This window comes from Sulfurimonas sp. (assembly GCF_023229105.1).
In the GTDB taxonomy this organism is placed as follows: Bacteria; Campylobacterota; Campylobacteria; order Campylobacterales; family Sulfurimonadaceae; genus Sulfurimonas.
Map to the genome: position 1 here is coordinate 1 of NZ_JALNZY010000086.1, position 8,679 is coordinate 8,679.

The window sequence follows — 8,679 nt, forward strand, 5'->3', positions numbered from 1 at the left end:
TGACAACAAGAGCATTTGAGTCAATTATTTTAGATATTACCGGTGGAGCCTCAAGCGGATGCAATCTTCTAAAGAGTTCATAATTTTCATCTATTACCATTTTTACGGGTGCCGCGTCAAGCTCAAAACGTTGCCTTTTCTTGCTTAAATCAATTTTTGTAGTAAGGCACTCTCTGTCTGAACATATAGAAACAGGAATGAATTCCCCCTTGTTGTTGCTTGTAATATCAAATTCCAGTACATATCTATTTTCTATAAACATCAAACTTGTGTTATTTATAACAAAATCAAGTGCGCCCTTCTCATAAATCCAATTTTTGAAAAAAATATCCAGCTTCTGATTTGATGTTTTCTCATATATCTCTCTTAAATTTTCATATGTGGCTTCTTTAAAAGGGTACTCTTTAAGCAGCATCTTCGTTCCATTAAGAAATGCTTTTTCGCCGATTTTCTGCTCTAGCATATAGAAAAAGAAGGCTGACTTTTCATAACCGATTGCATTCTTGCTATTTTTAGTTTTACTCTCAAAATCAATCGGCGCTATCTCATTACTTAAATTGACATGCGAGTTATACTTGATTAACATATCTTTTCTATATTCAACTGTCCTATTCTCTTTTTTTGCATATAGATAGTCAGCATAGAATGTAGTGATACCCTCAACCCAGTTCCCCTTTTGCGGTGCATAAACATAGTTTCCAAACCATTGATGGGCTATCTCATGACCAAGGGAGTTGTTTAAAACGTAATCTTTATCAATAATCTGCTTGCCTATTAGAGTATATGTAGGCATTGAGTAGCCGGCAGGAAACTGTGTCTCAACAATTGAGAAGTTATTAAAAGGCACAAAACCGAACATCTCCCTATAAAGAGTAAAGTTCTCCTGCGCCCTTTTAAAATAAGTATCAGACAAATTTGAATCTTCGGGGTAAAAATATGTTGATAAGGTCATTTTATCTTTTGTAACTATTTGACTCTTGCGATAATTTTTTGATGCTATAAGATTTATCTTATCTAGCGGATGATCAAATACAAAACTAGTAGTGCCATTTTTCGACTCTATTTTAGTAGCTTCTGTAATAGCTAAAATTTCTGGATTTGAAATAACTGTTTCGTATTTACACATTAATCCTACTCTTGGGTACCAATTATCAAGTAAAATAGCATCTGAGTCAATTAAGTTAAACTTATGTGTAAATGAAATCTCAACCGTTTTGTTTTGATCTTCTTTTACAAGAGTCGATATATTTTTCTCAACCCTGAGCTGTGCACTCCTAATCTCTGAAATATTTGCCTTTGTTTCAAACAGTTCAACAGTCGGATGGTCGGTGCTAATAACAGCTTTGCCCTCAAGCAGACCCTTGTCCATGTCAATGTCTATGTTAAGAGTGTATTTGCACTCATGTCCATAAATAGCCGATGCCAATAGTGATGATAAAAGAAGTAGTTTTTTCATAATTTTCTTGCCCTTATATAAGAAATTATATTTTAGCCAGAAAAAGAATATAAATTGCAACAACTTAAAATGACAAATATCAAGAGAGTTCATTTTAGTTATTAGATAGAATACAGGTATGGAAAATAAACTAAACAAAAGAGAGCGCTATAAAGCTCAACTAAAACCAATTGACTACTATAAAGATTTTGATAAAATTGATTTTGAGAGCCTAAATGAAGCTGATAGGTTCTATCTTCAAGATTTTGGAATATTTAATACCAACTTCCTTGAAGATGAGTTTACTATTCGAATACGTATTCCCGGCGGAAAAATCAGTACCGAAAATTTTCAAAAAATAGCCGACATAGTAGCTGAGTATAACTTAACCATCATCTTAACAGCACGCTCTGGCATACAACTTCACAATGTAGAAGCAGATGATGTTTTAGCTATCCACAAACGAATAAATGCACTTGGCGTATCTACATGGCAAAGCTTTGGCGACAATGTAAGAAATATAGTAACAGACCCCTATGATGGATGTGGAGAGTTTTCTGAGATTGAAACTTATCCTTTGATAATGCAGATGCATAACTACATCATAGAAAATCCTCGCTATGTCGGCATGCTCCCGCGTCGTATATCTATAGGCATATCAGGAAACCGTGCAAATGTAACCTCCTTTTTTGCAAACGATATCTATTTTGCACTAGCAGAAAAAGAGGGTGTTTTTGGATTTAATGTCTATATGGGTGGAAAAAACACAGAAGTAGCCCGAAGTGCCGACATTTTTTTAAAAAAAGGGGAAATCTTTGATTTTTTCAAAGCTTTTGTAGAGGCGTTTTATCTTCATGGTTCACGTTTTTCTCGTGCTAAAACTCGCATCTTTCACTTAATAGAAGATATCGGGATGGACGGATTTAAAGCACATATTCAAAAAGAGTATAAAAGAGATTTTCAAAATCAAGGCAACCTTATCTTAGAGAAAAAAGAGTTTTCTGAGTTTCACAAACTAAAAGACGGAAAATTTGCTTTTTGCTACCAGAGTGATTTTTCAAGACTCACTGCCAATGAGATGAAAAATATTGCCGATTTTGCAACACAAAACAGCCTTGAAATTAGATTAGCTATAGATCAAAATATCTATCTTATCGGTCTTAAAGAGCCTATCTCCGCTCTAAAATCACAAGCTCTCAGCCAAACAATAGTTGCATGTGCAGGTAACCTCTGTCCATATGCTGTTTGGAGCATCAAGGATGAGACATCTTATCTTCCTCTTGATAAGATAAACGAGCATCGCATACAAGTCGGCTTTTCAGGGTGTGCAAAGGGTTGTGGCAGACACAGACATACAGATATAGGTCTTATCGGGTTAAAAACAAACAACTTTGGGGATACCGAAGGCGGAGCTAGAATATTTTTAGGTGCTCTTCACTCTGATGGCACCTCTGTTGGACGTCAGCTCTTTTCAATGGTTCCATTCGTTCATCTAAACGAGACAGTATCATTAGTTATAAAACTATTTGAGCTTAGCGGTTATCGCAATTTTGAGGAGTATGCGAGTCAGGTTTTAATTCACTGTAGCGAGGATTTTTTATCTTTATGGATTTTGGCAAATCTTGAGAAAAAAAGCAGTGTCATCTTGCCAAAGCTAGAGAAGATACAAAGTTTTGAGTATGAAAAAGAGTTACTAAAAAAAGAGTTTGCGGAGCTTGATTTTTGGGAGCATATAGGCGAGAGCTTTCATGATGCACTAAGTTATCTTAGTAAAAAACTCTGGACTATTGAGGGAGAAGATCCTCGCTATAAACCAAAGATACACAGAACTAACTTTCGTTAAAAGATAGTTTGTATCCAACCCCTTTTACATTTTTTACAAATTTTTTCGAGGTCTTTTCTCGAAATCTTCTGATAAAAGTTCTCACTCTCTCATCGCGCACATCCTCGCCCCACAAGCTCTCTTTTATCTCTTCATCACCGACAACTCTATTTTTTCCATCAAGCAAAAGAGTCAAAAATTTTGTCTCATTTTTAGATAGTGAGACATATCTGTCGTTTTTATAAAGAGAGTTTGTTCCTTTGTTAAAAACAAAATCTTCACTTAGTTTTAGTGATTTTTTACTTAACTTTGGAGCTATACTACCTATATATTCTAAGAGCTCCTCTGTATCAAAAGGTTTTAAAAAATATTTAGTTATGCCTATGTCAATGGCACTAAAGAGCTTCTCTTTCTCGCTAAAAGCACTAAGAATTATTATTGGAGTTTTAGGACTGCTCTGCTTTATCTCTTTTGCCATATCAAGCCCTGAGAGGCGCGGCATCATTATATCGGTTATGACGATATCGGGTTTTATCTTTTTAAAAAGCTCTAGCCCTTGCATCCCATCAACTGCAATATTAAAACTATAAAAATTATCGCCGATTGCCTCTTTTAAGAGTCTTGCGAGATTTTCTTCATCCTCTACTAGTAAAACCTTAATATCTTTTAGTGCTCTATTTTTCATACTAATCCAATGGAATTTTTATACTAAATATTGTCGTGTGTTTTTTGCTCTTAACATCAAGGGTGCCGCCGAGTCCCTGTTCGCAAATCATTCGTGACATAAAAAGTCCCAAACCTGTCCCGCGGCTTTTATGTTTTGTAGTAAAGTATGGCTCAAAAATCTTCTCCAGATTCTCTTTGGCTATCCCTCCTGCATTGTCCTGCACTTCAATAACTGCAAAGCTATTCTCTCTTTTTGTGGCTATTGTTATCTCTCTAAGGAGAATACTGCTGTGTATAAATGCATCTTTTGAGTTGTTGATAAGATTTATAATAACCTGAGTAAGTTCATTTGTAATCCCCAAAACCTCTATATCTTCAAATGTCGTTTTTACGGTTATCATCTCATCATCGATAACGCTCTGCAAAAGCCCGATAGACTCTCTTATGCTATCGCTGATATTAAAATAATGTTTCTCCTTATCGGGAGAAAAAAAGTTAGTAAAATCATCTATTGTTTCAGACATATTTTTTATAATATGCTTGCTCTCTTCATAAAACTTTGAGACTTCACTCTCGCTACCGTTTTGTACCGATTTTTTAATATTAAACATCGCTAAAGAGAGCTCTGTAAGCGGCTGTCTCCACTGATGTGCAATATTTGCAAGCATTTGACCCAGACTTGCATGTCTTGATTGCCAAAACATAACACGCTGCCTCTCCTCGTTTTTTGCTATCTCCTCTTTTACACGCTCCTCTAGCGTTAAATTTAACTCCTTTAGCTCTTTTGTCTGCTCCTCTACCATCTTCTCAAGGCTTCTGTTTAGCTCCTCATACTCGGCCTTTTTTTTAAAGAGCTCTTCTCTTAAGAGAAGCTCTTTTGTAACATCATATCGTATTGCAATATACTCGATGATAGTGTCACTCTTGTCAAGAATTGGAATTATTGTTGTATTTACGTAAAATGTGCTGCCGTCTTTTGCTAAATTTTTGACGGTGCCTTTATATATATTTTTATTTTTTATAGTCTCCCAAAGAAGATTAAACTTCTCTTTTGGCACATCTGGATGCCTGACAATATTATGATTTTTGCCAAGGAGCTCATCTTTTGAATATTTGCTAATTGTGCAAAACTCATCATTTACAAAGGTTATTATCCCATTAACATCCGTTTTTGAGATAATATTGCTCTTTTCAATAGCTTCTTTATACTGTTTTAACATATAACACTACTTTAATTGGCTCCAGTTATCTCCAATATTCATACTCGCCTTTATAGGAATATTGAGCTTTATTATGCTCTGCATAATCTCTTTAAATCTCTCTCCCAAAACTTCAGCATCCTCCTCGCCAACCTCAAATATAAGCTCATCGTGAATCTGAAGAAGCATCTTTGCATTTAATCTCTCATCTTCAATCACTCTGTGAATTTTATTCATGCTAAGTTTTATAAGATCACTAGCGCTCCCCTGAAAAATAGTGTTTACGGACTCTCTCTCATACGCCGCCTTAAACATTGGGGAAGCATTTTTATAGTCAAAATATCTTCTGCGCCCCAAGAGTGTCTCCACATATCCAAGCTCTTTTGAACTATCTACTATTGAGCGGAAGTAAGTTTTTACCGTCGGAAAACTATTAAAATATTTCTCAATTATCTCTTTTGCTTCCTTAGTTGTTATGCCAAGAGTCTCGGAGAGTTTTTTCTGCCCCATCCCATAAAGAAGTCCGAAATTTACAGTTTTTGCAACATTTCTTTTTGCATCTGCTTCCTCCTCACCAAAAAGAGCCACGGCGGTTTGGCGATGAATATCTTTATCACTCTTAAATGCATCCACCAAAACTCTGTCCTGCGTAAAATGTGCAAGCAGTCTAAGCTCAATCTGAGAGTAGTCTATGCCGATGAGTTTTTTACCTTTTGGTGCTATAAAAGCTTCTCTTATTTTAGTGCCAAGCTTCGTTCTTGTAGGAATATTTTGCAGATTAGGATTTTTAGAACTCAATCTTCCCGTTGCCGTTCCCGTATGTACAAAAGATGTATGGATACGACCCTCTTTATCCTCACGGGCAAGCCTTAGCAGAGGTTCTATATAGGTTGAAAAAAGCTTATATACTTCACGGTATTCTAAAAGATAGGGAATAATCTCATGCTCCATTTTTAGCGAACTTAGAACCTGCTCATTTGTCGAATACCCTGTTTTTGTTTTTTTGCCGGTTGCAAGACCCAAATCCTCAAAAAGCACAGCACCCAACTGCTGCGTGGAGTTGATATTGAACTCCCTGTTGGCCAAAGCGTAAATCTTGCTTGTCAACTCACTCAAAGTATCCTTGACTTCAACAAGAAACTTCTCTAAAAAGAGACTATTTAGAGCTATTCCCTCTCTCTCCATCTTTAAAAGCGTTTGAATAAATACAAACTCAACCTCTTTAGCCTCTTGTATAAGATGTTTTGCGCCTTGAAGTTCTAGTTTTTCTAATAGCAGATGATAAAGATTCAGGGTTATAACGGCATCTTCAGCAGCATAGCTACATGCATCTTCTAGCGCAACGCTGGCAAACGTTTCGCCCTTTTTTACTGTCTCTTTAAAAGAGGACATCTTATGCTTTAGAAGTTTGTCCGAGAGCTTATCAAGAGAGAGAGCATCTTCTGGATTTACCAACCAAGCAAGTATCATGGAGTCTGCAAAAATATCTAATTTACTCTCTTGTAAAAATCTGCAGACAAAATGCAAATCAAACTTTATATTATGCCCAACAACTCGGGAGTTAAATATCTTTCTTATAGCCTTTATAGCATCATCATGACTTATCTGTAAAGGCACACCAAGGTAAAAATGGGCAATAGGTACATAATATCCCTCATGATTGTTAAAACTAAAGCTAAAACCGACCAAAGAGTCATTTTCATAATCAAGTCCGGTAGTCTCTGTGTCAAAAGCAATAATCGTCTCATTATCTAGTATATTTAACACTTCAAAAAGCTCTTTTGCGTCTGTTATAAGTGTTGTTTTAAAGTCGAATTTTTTACTCTGTTGAATTTGGGTTTCTACTTTGACGACTGCTTTTTGATGTGTATCATCACTTACTATATTTTTACTCTGCAGGGTTCTTAAGATAGTGTTTTGCTCATACTTAACAAGCTCGTCATAAATATTCAAAAATGGGTTTTTTACATCCATTTTATACTCTTGAAAATCCAAACTCTCTAAAACATCCTCTCTAAGAGTGACAAGCTCCCTTGATCTGTATGCATCAACTTTAAAATCAAAGAGTTTTTTTTGAATACCGGGAGGTTTAATTTCCTCTATATTTGCATAGATATTATCAAGGGTTTTATACTGCACAAGCAGTTTTTGGGCACCAACTTTTCCTATGCCCTTTACCCCGGGAATATTATCCGCAGAGTCGCCTAAAATAGCTTGATAATCTATAAACTGCTTTGGTGAAATACCATATTTTTCCATACAAGCATCTTCATCCATCACTTTTTTCTTTATAGCATCAACTAAAACCACTTTGCCATCATCTATAAGCTGAAAGAGATCTTTATCATGAGAGACTATCCTTACATTATAACTCTTCTCTTTGGCAAAGCGTACGACGGTAGCAATTATGTCATCTGCCTCATATCCGACGCTCCCGAGTGTTTTATAACCCATCTTATCTATCCACTCTATAGCGATTGGCAACTGCATCATCAACTCCTCAGGCGGAGCAACTCTGTGTGCTTTATAGTTTGCATCTATCTCATTTCTAAAGGTAGGACCTTTGGAGTCAATAGCAAAAATCAGATAATCGCTATCATGCTGTTTTTGAAGGGTAGAGATAAAATTTGTAAAACCCGTTAGTAAACCCGTAGGAAAACCTTGAGCATTTTTAAGATATTGCGGAAGTGCATAAAAACTGCGAAAGAAAAAACCAAACGTGTCAATTACTGTAACTGTTTTACTCATGTGTTTAAATTATCCACTATTTTAGCGATAGCCTCTTCTAAAAGAGTGACATTGTAGCCTGCATCACTAGCCTTTTTTAACCCGAAATTTATGGATACCTCAGAAAAAGGTTTATTTATCGAAACTATAGTTTTTACAATATTTAGAGCCGTTGAAAACTCTCTTATGCTCTCTGGAGCTACTAGAGGGTTGTCCGAATACTGTATCATCTCAATAAAATCACTATCAAATCCCCAATGTTTAAAAACTAGCGCCGTAACCTCCCCGCTTGTAGCATCAAAATAGGCTTTTTCAACTATGGCTATATTATTGGAGTTTTCTATTTCGCTTGCAAAACTCACAGCCTCATCATCTCGAATAATTTCGCTTGCTATAAGTATCTTTCCCGTCTCTTGTAAAAAGGCTGCTAAATAGAGATCTTCAGCTTTTTGTCTATCAATTTTTTTGTACCAACCAAATATCAACGCTGCTTGAAGCAATGAGATTTGTGCAAACTCTTCAGAGGTAATTTTATAAGGCTGCATGTCCACGTTTAAAAGCTTTTTAACCGAGTTTCCTAGTGCGATAGCGCGGGTCATATTCATTCCAAAAAGACTCACTGCTTGATTGGCATTTTTAATCTCTTTGCCAAATCCATAAAGAGGAGAGTTGGCAATTTTTAACATATTTGCAATAATCATAGGATCACTCTCTATTGCTTTTGCCATATCTTTTATTGTTGAATTTTCATCGCCATAAATTCTATTTATTTCTAAAATTGTACTTGATAGTGGAGGAAGTGACTTTATGCTATCAATAATTGATCTCTT

The 8,679-nt window shown here is 35.8% G+C and carries 6 protein-coding genes; 1 reads left to right on the forward strand and 5 read right to left on the reverse strand.

Annotation, left to right across the window (positions count from 1 at the left end):
- The coding region (locus M0Q17_RS09795; protein WP_295086379.1) for a M1 family aminopeptidase at positions 1-1,456 on the reverse strand (1,456 nt) is incomplete at its 3' end.
- Between the two features lie 118 nt (positions 1,457-1,574).
- On the opposite strand from M0Q17_RS09795, the gene M0Q17_RS09800 reads away from it, so the two are divergent.
- Complete coding sequence (locus tag M0Q17_RS09800; RefSeq protein ID WP_295086381.1) at positions 1,575-3,278, forward strand: nitrite/sulfite reductase; 1,704 nt, start codon at positions 1,575-1,577, stop codon at positions 3,276-3,278.
- Here M0Q17_RS09800 and M0Q17_RS09805 read toward each other — a convergent pair.
- The 4 genes from M0Q17_RS09805 to M0Q17_RS09820 form a co-directional block, all read right to left on the reverse strand.
- The gene (locus M0Q17_RS09805) at positions 3,265-3,942 is read right to left on the reverse strand and encodes a response regulator transcription factor (protein WP_295086383.1); all 678 of its coding nucleotides are present in this window, start codon (positions 3,940-3,942) and stop codon (positions 3,265-3,267) included. The two genes, M0Q17_RS09800 and M0Q17_RS09805, sit on opposite strands and share 14 nt — an antisense overlap.
- A gap of 1 nt (position 3,943) precedes the next feature.
- Positions 3,944-5,143 (reverse strand): ATP-binding protein, encoded by a 1,200-nt coding sequence (locus M0Q17_RS09810; protein ID WP_295086385.1) that lies wholly within the window; start codon positions 5,141-5,143, stop codon positions 3,944-3,946.
- 6 nt (positions 5,144-5,149) lie between these two features.
- A complete protein-coding gene (polA, locus tag M0Q17_RS09815) occupies positions 5,150-7,870 on the reverse strand; it encodes a DNA polymerase I (RefSeq protein WP_295086387.1) in 2,721 nt (906 codons plus the stop codon).
- Positions 7,867-8,679 (reverse strand): HDOD domain-containing protein (locus M0Q17_RS09820; protein WP_366835310.1); only part of this gene is annotated, 813 nt, incomplete at its 5' end. The genes polA and M0Q17_RS09820, both read right to left, overlap by 4 nt.